Source organism: Actinomadura soli (genome assembly GCF_005889715.1).
Lineage (GTDB): Bacteria > Actinomycetota > Actinomycetes > Streptosporangiales > Streptosporangiaceae > Spirillospora > Spirillospora soli.
Genome location: NZ_VCKW01000031.1, coordinates 1 through 15,883, shown reverse-complemented (window position 1 = coordinate 15,883; position 15,883 = coordinate 1). Strand labels below are relative to the sequence as shown.

Annotated in this window: 17 protein-coding genes and 2 pseudogenes; 10 read left to right on the top strand and 9 right to left on the bottom strand. The window is 68.7% G+C overall.

The window, feature by feature from the left end:
* Positions 1–33: 33 nt before the first annotated feature.
* The 6 genes from ETD83_RS08585 (at position 34) to ETD83_RS08560 (ending at position 5,778) form a co-directional block, all read left to right on the top strand.
* Positions 34–816, top strand: coding sequence for a putative hydro-lyase (locus tag ETD83_RS08585; RefSeq protein WP_138644532.1), 783 nt, complete (start codon positions 34–36; stop codon positions 814–816).
* Positions 817–1,071: 255 nt separating this feature from the next.
* The gene (locus ETD83_RS08580; RefSeq protein ID WP_138644531.1) at positions 1,072–1,806 is read left to right on the top strand and encodes a GntR family transcriptional regulator; all 735 of its coding nucleotides are present in this window, start codon (positions 1,072–1,074) and stop codon (positions 1,804–1,806) included.
* Between the two features lie 10 nt (positions 1,807–1,816).
* Positions 1,817–2,917 carry an ABC transporter permease gene (locus tag ETD83_RS08575; protein ID WP_171064092.1) on the top strand — a complete coding sequence of 367 codons (1,101 nt, stop codon included), beginning with the start codon at positions 1,817–1,819 and terminating at the stop codon, positions 2,915–2,917.
* A 98-nt stretch (positions 2,918–3,015) separates the two neighbouring features.
* Positions 3,016–3,780 carry an ABC transporter permease gene (locus ETD83_RS08570; RefSeq protein WP_205717557.1) on the top strand — a complete coding sequence of 255 codons (765 nt, stop codon included), beginning with the start codon at positions 3,016–3,018 and terminating at the stop codon, positions 3,778–3,780.
* Entirely contained in the window at positions 3,777–4,769 is a 993-nt protein-coding gene (locus ETD83_RS08565) for an ABC transporter ATP-binding protein (protein WP_138644529.1), read from the top strand. Before ETD83_RS08570 ends, ETD83_RS08565 begins: the two co-directional genes overlap by 4 nt.
* Positions 4,750–5,778, top strand: a complete 1,029-nt coding sequence (locus tag ETD83_RS08560) for an ATP-binding cassette domain-containing protein (protein ID WP_138644528.1) — start codon at positions 4,750–4,752, stop codon at positions 5,776–5,778. Before ETD83_RS08565 ends, ETD83_RS08560 begins: the two co-directional genes overlap by 20 nt.
* 151 nt (positions 5,779–5,929) lie before the next feature.
* Here ETD83_RS08560 and ETD83_RS08555 read toward each other — a convergent pair whose 3' ends face one another.
* The gene (locus tag ETD83_RS08555) at positions 5,930–6,211 is read right to left on the bottom strand and encodes a GtrA family protein (protein ID WP_171064091.1); all 282 of its coding nucleotides are present in this window, start codon (positions 6,209–6,211) and stop codon (positions 5,930–5,932) included.
* Positions 6,212–6,656: 445 nt separating this feature from the next.
* Between ETD83_RS08555 and ETD83_RS42310 the strand changes: the two genes are divergently transcribed.
* Positions 6,657–6,818, top strand: coding sequence for a hypothetical protein (locus tag ETD83_RS42310; protein WP_171064090.1), 162 nt, complete (start codon positions 6,657–6,659; stop codon positions 6,816–6,818).
* Between the two features lie 6 nt (positions 6,819–6,824).
* On the opposite strand, the gene ETD83_RS08550 is transcribed toward ETD83_RS42310, so the two are convergent.
* The 4 genes from ETD83_RS08550 to ETD83_RS08535 form a co-directional block, all read right to left on the bottom strand.
* Positions 6,825–8,039 (bottom strand): RNA polymerase sigma factor, encoded by a 1,215-nt coding sequence (locus ETD83_RS08550; protein ID WP_205717556.1) that lies wholly within the window; start codon positions 8,037–8,039, stop codon positions 6,825–6,827.
* Positions 8,040–8,046: 7 nt separating this feature from the next.
* Positions 8,047–8,409: a YciI family protein gene (locus tag ETD83_RS08545; protein WP_138644525.1), complete on the bottom strand. Its 363-nt coding sequence runs from the start codon at positions 8,407–8,409 to the stop codon at positions 8,047–8,049.
* Positions 8,410–8,678: 269 nt separating this feature from the next.
* Positions 8,679–9,134, bottom strand: a complete 456-nt coding sequence (locus tag ETD83_RS08540; protein ID WP_138644524.1) for a hypothetical protein — start codon at positions 9,132–9,134, stop codon at positions 8,679–8,681.
* 249 nt (positions 9,135–9,383) lie between these two features.
* Positions 9,384–11,696 (bottom strand): WD40/YVTN/BNR-like repeat-containing protein, encoded by a 2,313-nt coding sequence (locus ETD83_RS08535; RefSeq protein ID WP_171064089.1) that lies wholly within the window; start codon positions 11,694–11,696, stop codon positions 9,384–9,386.
* Between the two features lie 545 nt (positions 11,697–12,241).
* Between ETD83_RS08535 and ETD83_RS45270 the strand changes: the two genes are divergently transcribed.
* Positions 12,242–12,373 (top strand): hypothetical protein, encoded by a 132-nt coding sequence (locus ETD83_RS45270; protein WP_268920426.1) that lies wholly within the window; start codon positions 12,242–12,244, stop codon positions 12,371–12,373.
* A gap of 217 nt (positions 12,374–12,590) precedes the next feature.
* Here the strand turns inward: ETD83_RS45270 and ETD83_RS08530 are convergent, their stop codons facing one another.
* Positions 12,591–13,028 carry a hypothetical protein gene (locus ETD83_RS08530; RefSeq protein ID WP_138644522.1) on the bottom strand — a complete coding sequence of 146 codons (438 nt, stop codon included), beginning with the start codon at positions 13,026–13,028 and terminating at the stop codon, positions 12,591–12,593.
* Positions 13,029–13,684: 656 nt separating this feature from the next.
* On the opposite strand from ETD83_RS08530, the gene ETD83_RS08525 reads away from it, so the two are divergent.
* Entirely contained in the window at positions 13,685–14,263 is a 579-nt protein-coding gene (locus ETD83_RS08525; RefSeq protein ID WP_138644521.1) for a dihydrofolate reductase family protein, read from the top strand.
* A 25-nt stretch (positions 14,264–14,288) separates the two neighbouring features.
* Positions 14,289–14,507 (top strand): annotated as a pseudogene (locus ETD83_RS45885) (nitroreductase/quinone reductase family protein); the annotation flags it as partial.
* Between the two features lie 59 nt (positions 14,508–14,566).
* Here the strand turns inward: ETD83_RS45885 and ETD83_RS45880 are convergent.
* The 3 genes and pseudogenes from ETD83_RS45880 to ETD83_RS08510 form a co-directional block, all read right to left on the bottom strand.
* Positions 14,567–14,623: pseudogene (locus ETD83_RS45880) on the bottom strand (hypothetical protein); the annotation flags it as partial.
* 38 nt (positions 14,624–14,661) lie between these two features.
* Positions 14,662–14,982 (bottom strand): hypothetical protein, encoded by a 321-nt coding sequence (locus tag ETD83_RS08515; RefSeq protein WP_138644520.1) that lies wholly within the window; start codon positions 14,980–14,982, stop codon positions 14,662–14,664.
* Between the two features lie 116 nt (positions 14,983–15,098).
* Positions 15,099–15,620, bottom strand: a complete 522-nt coding sequence (locus ETD83_RS08510; RefSeq protein WP_138644519.1) for a hypothetical protein — start codon at positions 15,618–15,620, stop codon at positions 15,099–15,101.
* Between the last annotated feature and the right edge of the window lie 263 nt (positions 15,621–15,883).

The following is a 15,883-nucleotide window of genomic DNA, read 5'->3' as shown; positions in this document are numbered from 1 at the left end:
CCACCGTCCCTACCCACGCCCACAGGAGGACCCATGACAGCAGCGCTCCCCAGCGCCCCCTCGCTGCCGGAGGAGGCCTGGTCGGCCAACAGGCTCAACGAACGCGTCACCAACACCGGCGGCATCTGTCCCGGGTACGTCCAGGCCAATCTGGCCATCCTCCCGAAGCGGGACGCCTTCGACTTCATGAGGTTCGCCCAGCGCAACCCTCGGCCCTGTCCGATCCTGGAGGTGACCGACCCCGGAGACCCGGAGCCCAAGCTGACCGCCCCGGGCGCCGACCTCCGCACCGACCTGCCGAGGTACGCCGTCTACCGATCCGGGCAACTCGTCGACACCCCCACGGACATCGTCGGCCTGTGGACCGACGACATGGTCGCCTTCCTGATCGGGTGCAGCTACTCGTTCGAGCACCTTCTCGTGGCGGAGGGCCTCCCGGCGCGGCACCTTGAGCAGGGAGTCAACGGCTCGGTGTTCCTCAGCAACATCGAGTGCGTGCCCGCCGGGAAGTTCCGCGGAAAGATGGTGGTCTCGATGCAACCGATTCCCGCGGGCCTCGTGGAGAAGGCGGTGGAGATCACTACCGCGCACCCGGAAGTCCATGGGGGACCGGTCCACATCGGCGCGCCCGAGCAGTTGGGGATCCATGATCTCGCACAACCGCAGTGGGGAGATGTCGTCCACTTGGCGCCGGGGGACGTCCCGGTGTTCTGGGGGTGCGGGATCACTCCGCAGCAGGCGGCGATCGAGTCGTGTGCAGAGTTGATGATCACCCACTACGCCGGTCACATGTTCGTCACCAGTCAACGCATCTGAAGATGATGGGCAGCCGGCTGCGCAGGAGTACATGTTCGGCGAGCCTGCCGTCGAGTTGCATGCAGTAGCGCCAGATCTCGCCAAGAAACGCAGCGCAGTGCCTGTCCATGACCTCTGATTGCATACAACATGAGATAATGAATGTGGAGCTAAACCAATGCCCCGCACGGCGATCCCCCCAGGGTGCACCCGTTCGCGGAGGTGCGCCGGCCCGGCCCGCCCGGGTCTGCGCCCAGGTCCCGAGGAGTTGACGTCATGGCAGCTGTAGACCTCGTCTACGAGACTCTCCGAGAGCAGATCATCAGCGGCGTTCTGCCCCCGGGCGCCAAGCTGGGCGAGGAGGAACTGGCCGCCTCCTTGGGCGTCAGCCGCACACCTGTGCGTGAGGCGCTGCGTCGTATCGCTTCCGAGGGACTGATCGAAACGGCCCCCAACCGGGGGTCGTGGGTGCGGACCTGGAGCGACGACGAGCTGAGATCGCTCTTCTCCGCCCGAGCGCTCCTCGAGGGCTACGCCGCACGGCTTGCGGCACCGCGGATCACCAAAGACGAGGTCCGGCACCTGAGCGCACTGTGCGACGCGATGGAGGCGGCCCAGCACCGGGACCTGGCGAGCGTGACCGCGCTCAACGACGAATTCCACACGGCGATCAGGGAGGCATCGGGAGACCCGGTCGTGCCCGGCTTGCTCGCCGGGCTCATCCAGGTCCCGGTCGTGGCACGGACCTTCCGTAGCTACAACCCGGAGCGGATGGCGCACACCATGACACAGCACCGGGAGCTGGTGGCCGCTCTCGCCTCAGGCAGCACAGCCTGGGCCGAGGCGGCGATGAGCACACATGTCCTGTCCGCAGGAAATTGGCTGCTCAACCGGTACGCCGAAAGCCGGCTCCCTGCCGATGCGACGGGCGCACCGTCCAGATCGGCAGTCGAGTCCCCGATATCGCCGACCACGGCGAGCAACGGTGTCGAGCAAAGCCCCGGCGAGTGAGGGAGTACCCGTGACCAGCGTTGACGGACTCCGCGAACAGGTGGCAGCCGCCCCGCCGCAGACCTCGGGCCAGCAGGCGCGCACGCCGCGTTCGCGCTGGGCGCTGAGGTTGATCGTCAGGCGCCTGCTGATCCTGCCGCCCTCGCTGTTCATCTTGGTGACCCTGAGCTTCGGCCTCATCGAGCTCATCCCCGGGAACCCCGCGGTTGCCATCGCAGGGTCGGGAGCGACGCACGCCGAGGTTCAGAGGATCTCCACCCAACTGGGTCTGGACCGCCCCCTCGCCGAGCGGTACCTGGACTACCTGGGCGACACGGTGCGCGGAGACCTCGGCAAGTCGTACTTCAGCGGACAAAGCGTTGCGACCGAGCTCAGGCACCGCATGCCGGCAACCCTGGAGCTGATCGTGCTGGGCCTGGCGCTCGCCAGCGGCATCGGACTCGGTCTGGGGACGCTGATGGCCTATCGGGCCCGGGGGTTTGCGGCGCGGCTGTCCAACTGGCTGACCTCGGTGCTGCAGTCCGCCCCCGACTTCCTTCTTGGGCTCTTGCTCATCTACCTCGTCTTCTTCAAGCTCGGCTGGGTGCCGTCGCCGGTGGGGCAGCTGGGGCTGGCAGATGAGAGCGTGGCCCCCAAGACCGGTTTCATGCTGGTCGACACGTTGCTCGCGGGTCGCGCCGGCCTGTTCGCAAGCCATGTGCAGCACTTGGTCCTGCCGGTCGTCACCTTGGGACTCGTGTACGGCGCCTTTATGGCCCGGCTCACGGAGTCGTTGTTGAGCAAGGCGTTGCGAGCACCGCAGGTCGAGTTCGCGCGAGCCTGCGGACTGCGGGAGCGTGACGTCCTCCGCTACGCCGTGCTCGACGTCCGGGGCGCGCTGCTCACCTATGTGGCGATCCTCTTCGGCACTCTGATCGGAGGAGCATCCATCCTCGACAGGCTCTTCTCGTGGCAGGGCGCAGGCGCGTGGGCCCTGGACGGCATCCTCAAGCTGGACGCGCCCGTGATCCAAGGCTTCATCCTGGCCGCCGGCGCGCTGACCATCCTTGCCTACCTGGCATGTGACGTCGCGTCCACACTGCTGGACCCGAGAGTGAGGGACGACCGATGATTCCCGAGGCCGTCCCGCGCGTCCTTGACCACCAGCCGTCGCGGATGAGACGGCCCAGACGCCGAGGGCTCCCCATCTGGACTTCGGCTCCGGTCATCGTGGGTTCGCTGGTCCTCCTGGGTCTGCTGCTGGCCTCGCTCTTCGCGCCATTGCCTCACGACCCGGTGAGACCGGACGCCCTGAGCGTGTTGCGGCCTCCGAGCTGGGACCACATCTTCGGGACGGACCGCGATGGGCTCGACGTCTTTTCCCGCACGATCGCGTCCGCCTCCAGGGACGTTCCCCTGGCTCTGGGCGGGGCGTTGGTGTCCCTCCTCATCGGGGCTCCGATCGGGCTGCTGGTCAGCTTTCCCACGCGCCTGGCCGACTGGGTCATGCGCGCGCTCGACCTGTTCCAGGCCTTTCCTCTCGTCATCTTGGCCGTGGCCCTGGTAACGCTGACGGGCAACGATCTCCAGAACGTCGTCATCGCCATCATCATCATCAACGCGCCACGGATGATCCGGCTTGTCCGCACGGAGGCGCTGGTGCTGCGCAGTCGTCGTTTCGTTGAGGCGGCCCATGCGATCGGCGCGTCCCGTAGCAGGGTGCTGTTCCGCCACATTCTCCCGAACGTCACCGAGATCATGATCGCGCAGACGGCGCTCGCGGCGGCGCAGGCGATCGTCGTCGTGGCGGCGCTGAGCTTCCTGGGCGTCGGCGTCTCACCGCCCGACCCCACCTGGGGGCTCATGATCCAGAGCGGCTCACAGCAGATCAGTACGGGACAGTGGTGGGTCGTGCTGTTCCCGGGGCTGGCGGTCGTCGTCGCCGTCAGCGCCTTCAATGCGATCGGCCGCGGTCTACAGGAGGCGCAGCGATGACGGTCCTGCTTGAGGCGAGCAACCTCTCGGTCAACATCGACACGCCGCGCGGCGACCTGCACGTGGTGGAAGATGTGTCCTTCTCGCTTGGCGAGGGCGAGATCCTAGGTGTGGTGGGAGAGAGCGGATGCGGAAAATCGACGACCGTCCGGTCCCTCATCGGTCTGCTGCCCCGAGGAGGCCGGGTCACCGGCGGCTCCGCGCTGTTCGACGGGGTCGACCTGTTCGCCCAGCGCCCGGCCTCGCTGCGTGCGATCCGCGGTGACCAGATCGGCTTCGTCGCCCAGAACCCCTTCGGGCTGCTCAACCCCGTGTTGCCGATCGCAAAGCAGTTCCGGACCTTGATCAGGGCGCACCGTGGCGGCCTGGGCAAGGCCGAGTGTGCGTCCATGGCGCGCGAAGCACTGCTTCGCACCGGGATCCACGAACCGGACCGGGTCCTGCACGGCTACGCCCACCAGCTCAGTGGCGGCATGGCCCAGCGCGTCGTGATCGCGATGGCTACGATCCTCGACCCGCGGTTGCTCATCTCGGACGAGCCGACCACCGCCCTCGACGTGACGATCCAGCGACAGGTTCTCGAGCTGATGCGCGATGTCGTCCGTCTCGGGAACCGCTCGATGATCCTCGTCACCCACGACCTGGGCGTGGTCGCGCAGTTCTGCGACTCGGTCATCGTCATGTACTCCGGCAGTGTCGTGGAGAGCGGGAAGGTCGCCGAGGTCTTCACGCACCCGGAGCACCCCTACACCCGCGGTCTGCTCGCGTCGGTGCCGGGCGGCGGGCGCGGCGAGACGCTCCCACCGGGCGGGCCCCCCGCGCGGTTCGAGCCGGCGCGCGGCTGCCAGTTCGCGCCCAGGTGCAGCAGAGCCGAAACGCTGTGCAGCGTCGAGCCGCCGCCCACCGTGTCGAGCCTGGGCGGGGACCGGCGGGTCCGCTGCCACTTCGTGGAAATTGAGGAGGCGACCCATGGCGCACCTGCGGGTTGAGAACCTGACCAAGACCTTCCACGCCGGTGGCGAGCCGGTCCGGGCGGTGGGGGGCGTGTCGTTCACCATCGAACGTGGCAAGACCCTGGCGCTGATCGGCGAGAGCGGCTCGGGGAAGTCGACGGTGGGCAGGCTCGTGCTTCGACTCGTCGACGCCGACGCCGGCCGGGTCCATCTGGGAGACGTCGATGTGCTCTCGCTGCCGCCGCACCGGGTCCGCGCGCAGCGTCGCGAGATGCAGATCGTCTTTCAGGAGCCGTTCGAGTCCCTCAATCCGCGGATGCGAGTGGCTGACATCGTCGCCGAACCGCTCGTCATCCACGAGCGTGGGCTGACCAAGGACCAACGGCGGCAACGCGTGCGTGACGTGCTCGACGAAGTGGGACTGGTCGACTACGGCGATCGCTATCCGCAAGGGCTCAGCGGCGGCCAGCAACAGCGGATCGGCATCGCCCGTGCTCTGATCACCAACCCCAGTTTCGTGGTGCTCGACGAACCCACCTCATCCCTGGACCTGTCGGTCCAGGCACAGGTGCTCGACGTGCTTTCCCAGGTGCAAGAGCGGCACGGTCTGGCCTACCTGTACATCTCGCACGATCTGGCCACCGTTCGAGAGATCGCCGACGATGTGGCGGTCATGTACCGCGGCGAGTTCCGCGAGGTCGGCCCAGTCGCCGCGATCACGTCCGATCCGCGTGACCCCTACACGAGGCTGCTGATGTCCGGCTTCCTCAGCGTGGATCCGCGCGAGGCGCCGGCGCCGCTGCAGAGCGCACCGGCTCGGCCGGGCGTGGACCTGAACGAGCCGGGTTGCGTGTTCCGCGCACGTTGTGTCCACGTCGCGGAGGAGTGCTCAGGTACCGACTTGTCCCTGTCTCCGGTCGGCGATACCAAGATGTTGCGACAGGTGCGGTGCGTCCGACATGACGAACTCGCCCCGGCCCCTGATGATGTCCCGCGCAGTGGCGCAGACCCGACCTGCCCGCCACCCGACCGTCAAGAGCGCTAGGACAAGGCCCATGACCACCGTGGCGATCCGGACGGAATCCGGTTTCGAATCGGGGCCGCGCCTCCGTTGACCAAGAGGACCCGGCCGTATGACCACTGGCCCGGCACGCCGAGATAGGCGGCGGTGCCGGTGGGCCCGCCGTGGGGCGCCGCTATCCGGCCCACTGCTTCGATACAAATACCCATTTCTGGTAGCAGGTGAATCGGAAGAGGGTGGCCAGACCCGCGCCGATAACGGGGGCGTTGTAGCTGGGGGATCGTTCGTCCGAGCGCATAGTGACGAAGCGGATGACCAGCAGCGAGATAGCGATGCCGACCACGTTGAAAACGAAGAACAAGAGATACTCACGGGCCAGCCCCGTTCTCGCGCGGTCCCGCCAGGTCTTCAGGCGCTTGCAGGTGAACGTCACCGTCCTGACGGGTCCCGTACCCACGGGCACATCCGCTCCGGCCGCGACAACGGCGGCGGCAAATCATCAAACGCAACAACCGCTGCTCGCAACATCATCAAGGACTCCATCGCCATGATGCGGGCACTGCTTCCCGAAGATCGGTCACCCAACGAGAGTTGAGCATCGGAGGTCGTCTGACTACCTGATCCGGTCACCGGGGCGCGGTCGACGAGTTCACTAGCGTCAGCCCGGTGAGCAGAACGTAAACAAGGCCTAGTCCGACGACCGGGATGCCGATCAGCGAATTTTAGTGTGGAGCAATGCGTCCGCGACGGGAAGCAGCAACACCACTAGGCGGGCACTGGCCCGCTGTGCCGCACAGAGAACGTCACCCCCGCTGGCGGGCCGGCCTGTGGATTTGTCGAGCGAGTACGAGTTCTGGGGCGTCGGCGCTGAGCGGCGGCTCCTCCAGAGTGGTGTGTGATGGGTGCTGGACCTACGCGAACGCGTCACCGTCACCGAGACGCCCCAGCGGGCGATGCTCAACCACACCGCGGGCCGGCCGGGCATGGAACTGGTCGCTCGGTACCGGTCCGCGCAGGCCAGGAACGGGTCGGCGATGGCGGTGAACGGGTGTGGGTGCCGGTAGGTGTGCTCAGGCGAGACGGGCGGCGCGCAGCGTGAGGTAGTCGCGTTCGGGACGGCTCGCGGTCATCCGGGCCGCGCGCAGGTAGCTTTCGCGGGCCGCGGCCACGTCGCCGGCCTGGTCGAGCAGGTGGGCGCGGACCGCTTCGAGGCGGTGGGTGTGTGCCATCCGGTCGTCGCCGTCGAGTGTGCCGAGGAGTGCCAGCCCGGCGCTGGGGCCGTGCACCATCGCGAGGGCGACGGCACGGCTCAGTGTGACGAGCGGGCCGGGCGCGACGTGGTCGAGGACGTCGTAAAGGGCGAGGATCTGCGGCCAGTCGGTGGCGTCGGCGGTCGCGGCCTCGTCGTGCAAAGCGGCGATGGCGGCCTGGATCTGGTACGGCCCGACCGGCCCGGTCCCCAACGTCCGATTCACCAGCGCGGCACCCTCGGCGATCGCGGAGGCGTCCCACAGGTCGCGTCGCTGCTCGGCGAGGGGCACGATCGCGCCGGCGGCGTCGGTGCGGGCGGCTCGACGCGCGTCGATGAGCAGCAACAGCGCCAGGAGCCCGGCGACCTCGCCCTCGGCGGGCAGCAGCCGGTGCAGCAGGCGGGCCAGCCGGATCGCCTCAACGGTGAGGTCGGTGCGGTGCAGGACGGGTCCGGCGCTGGCGGTGTAGCCCTCGTTGAAGACCAGGTAGATCACGTGGAGGACGACGTCGAGCCGCGCCTGCCGCTGTTGTGCAGCGGGCAGCTCGAACCGGGCTCCCGACGCGCGGATGCGCTGCTTGGCCCGGACGATCCGCTTCGCGATCGCCGCCTCTGGCATCAGGAACGCGGCGGCGATCTCGGCGGTGGTGAGCCCGCCGACGGCGCGCAGCGTCAGGGCGAGCTGGGACGAGGGTGTCAGGTCGGGGTGGCAGCACAGGAACAGCAGGACGAGCGTGTCGTCGACGTCCGTCGTCTCCGCCGTCCCGGTCGGCTTGAGCGCGGAGGCTTCCAGTTCGCGTCGTCGCCGGGCACTGTCGCGGCGCCAGAAGTCGACCAGCGTCCGGGTCGCGACAGTCAGCAGCCATGCGTGCGGCCGATCCGGCACGCCGTCGACCGGCCAGCGCTGGGCTGCCGCGAGCAACGCCTCCTGCACCGCGTCCTCACACGCATCGAACTGCCCGTGCCGGCGCACCAGCGTGCCGAGGACCCGCGGCGCGAGTTCGCGCAGCAGGTCCCCGACGGACTCCTCGTTCACCACTCGGTCACGAGTGGTCCGGCTGGTGGTCCATGAGGCGGCGGATCTCCATCGGGAACTCGATGTAGGCGACCGCCCGCGATGCGATCTCGACGGCCCGCTCCTCGCTCACGTCGACGATCCAAAAGCCCGCAAGGGACTCCTTCACCTCGGCGAACGGCCCATCGGTCGGCAGCGGCGCGCCGTTGCGGAAGCGCACCGTGGTCGCCTGGGACGGGTCGACGAGCGCGTCGCTGGCCACCAGTTCGCCGTTCTCCCGAAGCTCGCCATCGATCTCCATCATGAGCTTCTGCATGCCGCTGATCCACGCCGGAGACCGGTTCGCAAGCGTCTCGCCGACCCCGCCGAACATCATGATCATGTATTTCATGCCGCGTCCTCTCCGTCCGGCGACCCCATCCGGGGCGCGGCTCCTGGTCGAAGCCGCCACGCTGTTATGGACGTCCGGACCAGAATTACCTTCCCAGCGGTCGCCCGGCATGGTCGCGAGTCTCGATCAGCAGTCCCGGCGAAGCGTCCACGACGGCTGGAGAACGGCGGCCACTCACTTCCCGGACCACCCACCCCGGCCGATGCAGAACGGTTCGACGTGCCCGGCCGTGCTCAGCCTCAGGCTACGCCGCCTCGGCAGCATCGCCATCAGTGCGGCGCTCGCCGGTCGAGGCGCGACCTCGTCCGCAACACGATCCGCGATCGCCGACCTGCTCGGTGGCGGCGCCTGACTCTTCCCCCGCTCCAGCTTGCCCAAAGGTCACTCTTCTTGTGGACGTGACCGTTGGTGAACCACTGCACCAGGGTGGCCGCCGTGTGCACGGCCCTCCGGGCAGATTCCGGGGAGACGACCTTCATCTCCGGGCCAGCGTGGCGGTCGCGCTGCCCCGACCACAGCAGGTCGATCATGGCGATCACCGCGGTGGTGAAGCCGGCTGGCCGTCCCGGCCGTCGATGGAAACCGTCCACCGTGCCGCGGTGTCCTTCAGATGATTGAGCAATCCCAAGGGTCGCCGTCTTGTCCTTGGGAAGAGCCGCCGGGATGGCGATCGCTTCGACGCCCTTGATCGCCTCGCTGTAGGCCCGCGTCGTGTCCGGCTGCACCCCTAGGCCGCGTTCCACGCGAGGCGCAGATGCTCGCCCGCATCGCTCCTGGCGTCCCCGATGGTCTCCCGCACCGCCTCGGCCACCGTCTGGTCCACCCGGCTCCTCAGCCGTCCCAAGTGGGGGCCGCGAACGTGATTGCCTGCACCGTGATTGCCGTGGGCCCAATGCCCGGACCCTGTGGTCAGTGTCTCGGTGAGTGTGTCCTGCGGCCGGTGGAAACCCCTGTGCCGCTTGCTCACGGCGGCCTTACGGCGTCTGACGGCCGGCGGCATGGACGCTGCTGGCCAGTTCGCGCGGAATTCGGGTGCTGTAGATGCCGCGGCCGAAAGTGGCGGCGATGAGGTGGCTGGAGGACGCCTGGAATTCGATGTCGGTGACCGCGGCCAGCGGGAGGTCGCCGAGGCGGAACCAGAAGCGGCCGGACGGCGGCCCGGCGTAGACGCCGGCATCGGTGGCGATCAGCAGTATCCCGTGCGGGCCGATGACGATGTCGTTCACCGGTGCCCCGGGGAGGTTGCCGCTGATGTCGCGCCAGGTGTCGCCGCCGTCATCGGAGTACAGGACGTGCCCGCCGGTGCCGCTGGCCCGGTAGCCGGAAAGGGTGGCGAACATCCGGCGGGCGTTCCGCGGATCGATTTCGACTCGGGTGACCCAGGGCTGGTCCTTCAGTTCCAGCGACCAGTGGGCGCCGTCGTCGCGGGTGAGGGAGATGCGGCCGTCGTCAGAGCCGACGACGACGGTGCCGGGGGCGGTCTTGGCGGCGGCCACGGTGGTGAGGGTGCCGAACGGGTACACCTCGTCGCGGCCGGGGCCGCCGGTGAGGTCGGGGCTGATCGGGGTGAAGTCGAGCCCGTTGGCGGACCGGTTGAGCCGGTCGCCGCCGAAGTAGACGACGCTCGGATCGGCCGGGTGCAGCTCGATCGGGCTGAACCAGTTGAAGCGGTCGGCCACCGCGCCGCGCAACTCGGTGAGGGTGTCGCCGGCGTCGTCCGAGCGGAAGCAGGCGCCGAACTGGTAACAGCTGTAGAGGATGTCGTGGTTGTGCGGGTGGATGACGTTGGCCTCACCGTCGCCGCCGAGGAACCCGTTCCAGCGCGGGCCGTTCCAGGTGCGCACCGAGCCGTTGTCCTGGGTGCCGCCTGCCATCCGGGTGACGTCCTGCGCGCTGACGGTCACGCTGTAGAACTGGGTGTACGGCTCGTTGGCCGCCTTGATCCATGTCTGCGTGGCGCCATTGGCGTCGGAACGGTAGACGCCGCCGTCGTTGCCCTCGTACACCCGTCCGGGCACCTTCGCGTCCCAGACCATCGCGTGGTGGTCGACGTGCATGCCTTGGTTGACCTTCCACGTCCGCCCGGCGTCGACCGACTCGCGCAGGTTGGCCGAGGGCATGTAGAGGTGGTCGCGGTCCGCGGGGTCCACCCAGAGGTGGCCGGTCCACCAGAAGGGGACGTCGCTGACCGGCAGCGTGCCGGTCCTGAACGAGCCCCCGCCGTCGTCGGAGACATAGAATCCCTTCACGTCACCGAACTGGCTGAACGTAGAGGTCAGCACGTACACTCGGTCCGGATCGCCGGGCGCCACGCCGATGCCGATGCGCCCGAGCCGCGGGTCGGACCGCAGTCCGATGTCGTCGCCGGGCGTCGGCGTGACGATGTTCTCCAGCCGCCGCCAGGTGCTCCCGCCGTCGTCGGAGCGGAACAGCCCGGAGCCGACGCCGCCGTAGCGCCGCAGCTCGGGCTCCCTCTGGCGGTCCCACATCGACGCCCACACGCGCTGCGGATTCCCCGGGTCGATCACCACGCTGTTGGCGCCGGTGGTGTCGTTGGTCCCGGCCAGCACCAGCGTCCAGGTACGGCCGCCGTCCTCCGAGCGGTAGACGCCGCGCTCGCCGCCCGGCCGGAACAGCGACCCGGTCGCGGCCACGAAGATCCGCCGCGGGTTGTCCGGGTCGACGGCGATCAGCGAGATGGTGGCGGAGTTCTGCAGGCCGAGCCGCTTCCACGAGCGCCCGCCGTCGGTCGACTTGTAGACGCCGTCGCCCTCGTAGGTGATGGAGCCGCCTCCGGGGTTGGCCTCGCCGGTCCCGGCGTAGATCGCCCCATCGGAGCCGGCCGCCATCGCGCCGATGGCCTGCGGGTTGCGCCGCGGCCACACGGAGCTCAAGGTGGCGGCCCGGTCCGTGCTCTTCCAGACCCCGCCACTGGCGGCGCCGACGTAGACGGTGTCACGCCGGTTGGGATCGACGGCGATCCCGGTGACCCGGCCGCCGATGTTGGTGGGCCCCTCGGAGCGCCAGTCGACCGGCAGCCTCGGCCCCTTCGCGGCCGCTTCCGAAGCCCTGACCAGCGCGCGCTCCGGCAGCCCGAGACCGCCGGAGGTGTCCTGCCGGGCCTTGAACTCTCCCGGAGCCATCGGCCCCCGCGGCCGTGGCGGTGCGGCTGGCGTCGCGGTGTTCGCGTCGGCCGGCACGGCGGCCAGGACGGCCACCGGAGCCAGGATCACGATGAGTGCCAGGACGCGGGTCGCGCGCCTTGGCCGGAGCGGAGAGCGCGGCATCCCGTACCTCCGGGGGATCGGCATTGATCATTTCCGCCCCCTCTCGTATCCCAGGCCGCGAACCGAGTAAATAGCACAGGGCGCCCGGCCTAAGCCGGTCAATCGCGGGTGAGTCTCTTCCTCGCCGCCTTTCACCCCATGACCTCGCCGTTCAGGACGACGCCCGCGCGCGTGACGGCACGGCCATGCCCATATCCGCCATTCCGGTTTCCGGGTTCGACGTAGTGCCATGGACCGTCCGCGTGGCAAGCGTGGCGAGGAGATACGTGTCCCGTCATTCGGGCGCTCGTCTGGCCGCGACAAGGGGCCGATGACTTGGGTGCCCGGACCGACGGGGCCGGGGAGCTGGGCGGTGGGACGGCTACCAGTTTCCGGTGAACCCGGCCGACTGGATCACCCACGAGATTGCCCGTGCAGGGTACGGAGTTCAACCGGACCAGGCAGATCGTCACCGCCACCATCGCCCCGCACGCCGCCGCCCGCCCCGAAGATGAGTTCGCCCAGCTCGCCCTGGAGCACATCTCCGGCATGAAGGCGGCCTGGCCATGGTGGTCCTCACCGGCACCGGCCAACGCGGCACCGCCTGGATCCCGTCCCAGGAACAACGCTCCGACTCACGCGGTTACAAGGACCGCAACGTCGTCGAGCGCTGCACCAGCAAACTCAAACAGTTTTGAGCGGCCGCCAGCCGCCATGACAAGAGAGCCTTGTGAATGCCTCCTTTGAGGGTTTGTGGCGCGGTGGGCAATGACGTGCAGATGCGCGTCTGGCGCGACGACCTCGTCTTTGAGTGGCTCTGCCGGCCAGGTGCCGAGGAGTGCCATCGGGAACCGAAGACGTACACCCGATAAAACTGATGTGATGGACCGGTCCCGGCATGCCAGGAGAGGCAGGTCAATCAGCACCAACGGCGGCCATCGCGGCGGTGGCATACGCGGCGAGGACGCCCAGGCCGGCCCATGGGCCGATGGACTGGGCGGACGGGCCGGCGGTGCTCTGGACGGCGAGTCCGGCGGACATGGGCGCGTACCTGTCCACCAGCGTGTTCCAGCGTTCGTCGGCGATGAACCGGGTGAGGATCCCGGGCATGTAGAGCAGCGCCAAGACGGTCGAAAGAGCTGTGGCGGTGTCGCGTAGGGCGGCGGCTAGACCGAGGCTGAACAGCGCGATGAGGGCGAGGTAGAGGAGGGTTCCGCCGGCCGCCCGCGTCGCGGGCCCGGTCCAGGGACGGCCCGCCCACGGCAGCAGGAAAGCGTCGTCGGTCTCCTTGACCTGCTGGATCGACAGCGCGGCCAGGGGCGCCAGCCGCTGCGGCCAGGGACTGCCGGACAACGTGTCCCTATGGGGTCCCTATCAGCGGTCCATCCACGCCACCAAGACCGGGTGACCACACCCCCCGGATCATCAACGACAGGGGCAATCAGTCATGCCCGGCCTGGTGACCAAGATCCCCGATCACCGGGGACGCGAAGAAGATAACGGGCGTGCCGCGGGCTCGCCCCCCCGACCACGGACGCGGCCAGCAGCGAAGTTGACTGAGGCGTAAAGTACCGTCGCCAGCAGGCCGAGCGCATGGAGCTCCCGCGGGCTCAGCCGCCCGAACACGAGCCGGCCGGCCTCATCCGGCGCCGTCCAGGGCTGCGGGGACGAGGCTTTGCCCGGGAGGTTCGGGGGAGCGGCTCGGGGTTGCGAGCGCACCGCCGGTATGTCGAGGGGCTCCTGGAGGGCCGGCCGGTCAGCTCCTGTCTCCGGCGGCCTTTGTGTCGTGCTTCTGACGGTACTGGCGGATGCGCGCCCCCTGGAGGCTCTCCTGTTTGATCACCTGGTCTGGTTCATCACACCAGGCCACGCGGTGATCAGGTACTCCTCGGTGGCGTTGCCGGCTGGCTGAGCTTGGGGCACGTTGCAGTCTCTCCGGTGGGCTGTCGATTTCGCCGGCGCCCGTTCGTCGGTGGGGCGACCTACCAACGAACGCCGGGAGGCGTGACATGCGCAAGCTCATCGCAGCGATGAAGATCTCCGTCGACGGCAAGACGGAAGGCCCGGAAGGCTACGCGGACTGGGTGGCGGCCTGGTCCGAGGACTACGATCTGACCGCCCAGGTGGACGCGTGCCTGCTCGGCGCGAGGATGTACGAGGGCTACGAGTCGTACTGGACCGCGATCCAGAACGAGCCCGAGGGGGACCACTGGATCACCGGCCAGCCGCCCACACCGGGTGAACTGGAGTGGGCGCGCTTCGCCGCGCGGACCCCGCACTACGTGCTGTCGAGCACCATGGAGTCCGCGCAGTGGCCGAACACCTCGTTCCTGCGCGGCCTCGACGAGATCGCCGCGCTCAAGGAACAGCCCGGCAAGGACATCTACCTGATGGGCGGCGCTCAGCTCACCGCCAGCCTGATCGACGCCGGGCTGGTGGACGAACTCCGCCTCATCGTCTACCCGCTCATCGCCGGGCAGGGAACGGCCCTCTTCCCGGGGACGCAGCAGCGGCACGGACTGGAACTCCTGAAGGTCGAGCAGTTGCCGGACGGCCTGGTGAGCCTCATCTACGGTTCGGCCAGGTGAACGACCTCAACGCCAGGGTCATCGAGGAGTTCGGGCGAACGCGGGACGCGTCGGCGGCTCGCTGACGGGCACGCCGATACTTCTCCCGCACCACATCGGGGCCCGGTCGGGGATCGAGCGGGTCACGCCGCTGGCCTGCTCACCCCGGCCGGACGGCGGCATCGTCCTCATCGCCTCGAGCGGGGGCTCGCCCACCCATCCGGCCTGGTACCACAACCTCAAGGCCCATCCCCGGGTCACCGTCGAGAGGTCGTCGTTCGTGCTGGCGAACAGGGTGGGTGCGACGAGCCAGCCTTTGTCGCCGCCGGTCGTGACCCCACCGGCGACCAGTTCGGCGCCCGCTTCCTGCCCTTTCGCGATGTAGCCGTTGACGCGGTCGAACTGCTCCCTGGAGACGACTAGGCCAGGGTGCTCGCCGGGTCGAGGCCGCGTAGCGGCCGGGTGGCCTTGGCCATGTCGGCGATCCCGGAGGCGACCTGGTCGAACATCGCGGACGGCAGGAACAGGCGCGATCCGCGCTGCCGGATCGAGGTGCTCGACGCCAGCCGCGGATTGATGCGGCCATGCTGGAGAAGGTGCGGGCGGATGCCGCCGGCACTGCCGAGCACGGCCGTGGGCTGCTGGTCGTCGATACTCTGGCCGAGAACCTGCAGATCGCCAACGGCCAGCAGCATGGCGCGATGGTCCGGCACCTTGTCCACCTCGACGAACGTACCCACCGGCTCACCTTGGCCTGGCTGCGGGGGGCGGTGTGCGCGCATTGCCCAGGCTGCCTGGGTCGGGGGCCCTCGGCAACCTGACCCGTGAGATGGCCGCCGGCCGACGGTCTCGCGGGTCAGGTCCATTGGAGGGAGGAGGCCCTGTCGTTCATCAGGCTACCGATGTAGCTCAGAGTCGTTTGGAACAGGGTCCGCGGGGTGACGAAGTGCGGGTGCTCGAAGTGGCTCACCCGGCAGTTGCTGTAGGTCCTGAACGAGGAGATCGTGTCGTTCCATCCGATCGGGGCCAGGTCGGCGAATTCGAACTCGATGGTGCCGTTGTCGATCCCGTCGCATCCCTGGAACCCCGTGAAGATGACCGAGGAGCCGCCGAAGTTCTCGTGTTGGTACTCGATCGACAGGACGTACCCCTCCCGGGGAGCATCGCCGCGCTGCCGCTCGGCGGCCAGCGTGTTGATGCGACGTTCGAGCGCGCGATCAGCCGCCGCGGCCGCGGCGTTGCCGGGGGCATCGGTGATCCGCCCGGTCGTGGCTTCGGCGAGCGCCCTCCGGAAACTGGTGAAACATCGCGCCTCACGATCGGACACTGGCACCACGCAGTGGCGTTCCGGCGCGCGGACCGGCGCGGCGGTCACCACCCCCCGTTCCGCTAGAGCGCTCGCCGGTGCCGCCACGGCGGCGCACAGCCCCACGGTGGACATCACGGCCCCTGCCCGCGCCCAAACCAGCGCGGTCTTCCGCACGTTTCTCGGCATCGGTGCCTTCCCCCTTCACAGACACGACCGGGCGTGTCGCATTGTGATCGAAACACTACGCTCCGAAGATGGATGCGGAAAGTATCTAGTCAGTCACACAGTGCAAGGATTGGCCGAGTGACATATCGGCGACCGCCGCCCGCGAC